This window comes from Vibrio sp. VP6 (assembly GCF_028823755.1).
In the GTDB taxonomy this organism is placed as follows: domain Bacteria; phylum Pseudomonadota; class Gammaproteobacteria; order Enterobacterales; family Vibrionaceae; genus Vibrio; species Vibrio parahaemolyticus.
This window is the reverse complement of record NZ_JAPEID010000156.1, coordinates 1-925: the sequence shown is the minus strand read 5'-3', so window position 1 is coordinate 925 and position 925 is coordinate 1. Positions and strand designations below refer to the sequence as shown.

Sequence of the window (925 nt, the reverse complement as noted above, 5' to 3'; positions counted from 1 at the left end):
CGGCGTCCTAGTCAAGTGTAGTGGTCGCGTGCTTCACACCTTAATTGGGCGTTAGGCATAAGGAGAACACATGCAAATATGGCGATTAGTTGCTCATCATAAAGAGTCACAAAAAGCGCTCGAAAGAACGATAGAAATTGGACGAATTGCTATTGGTTGGTCAAGTATCGGGGATATTTCAGAATTGGCTCCAAGTAATTCTACTGAAATAGCAAATAAGCTAAAAACTATACAGCCTGATGTAAACAATTCCATGATGGCAGGGCCAAGTTTGTGGAACCTGTATGCAGAAGTTGAGCTTGGTGATCAAGTTATAGTTACGGCAAATGGTAAAAGAAAATGTGTCTTTGAGATTACAGGACCATATATTTTTGATTCTGAGAATTCAATTATTGGCTATTCCCATCAACGGCAAGCTGCTTTAACTGACATTGACCCTGAAGCACTATGGGAAGCATCTGAATTTAACGTAGCAAAAGGTGAGAATGTCAGGTGGACATTAGCGAAGTGTAAGGGTACGAAGAAATCGAACGCTATTGTGCACTTTGAAGGTAAAAGGTATTCGGTAACATCGACTGCAATTGAGCGAGATCGATCGGCACGTGAAAAGTGCATACGTCACTTTGGTTGCAGCTGCCAAGTTTGTGGAATGAACTTTCAAAATCTATATGGAGATATAGGGCGTGATTATATTCATGTACATCACCGAGTAGATTTAGCTCATAGCGACGGTGAGCATATTATTAACCCAGAAACAGACCTAGTTCCTCTTTGCCCTAATTGCCATGCCATGATTCATACAGATAAACCTGCTATGTCAGTGGAAAAATTGAAGGAAATTTACAATCGCAATTATGCCTAACAATCTGTTTAAGAGTGATTCGCAACGCTTGGCATTTTTGCTATGCGTTGCGTTTTGTGTTTA

General features: G+C 40.5%; 1 protein-coding gene. It reads left to right on the top strand.

Going from position 1 to position 925, the window contains the following annotated elements; genetic code table 11:
* Window positions 1-70 precede the first annotated feature (70 nt).
* Window positions 71-862, top strand: coding sequence for an HNH endonuclease (locus tag OU793_RS24640; protein WP_140104169.1), 792 nt, complete (start codon window positions 71-73; stop codon window positions 860-862).
* The last annotated feature ends 63 nt before the right edge of the window (window positions 863-925 follow it).

What these genes read in the sequence shown, in the direction of transcription:
- OU793_RS24640 (WP_140104169.1), top strand. Translation starts at nt 71, where the DNA reads ATGCAAATATGGCGATTAGTTGCTCATCATAAAGAGTCACAAAAAGCG.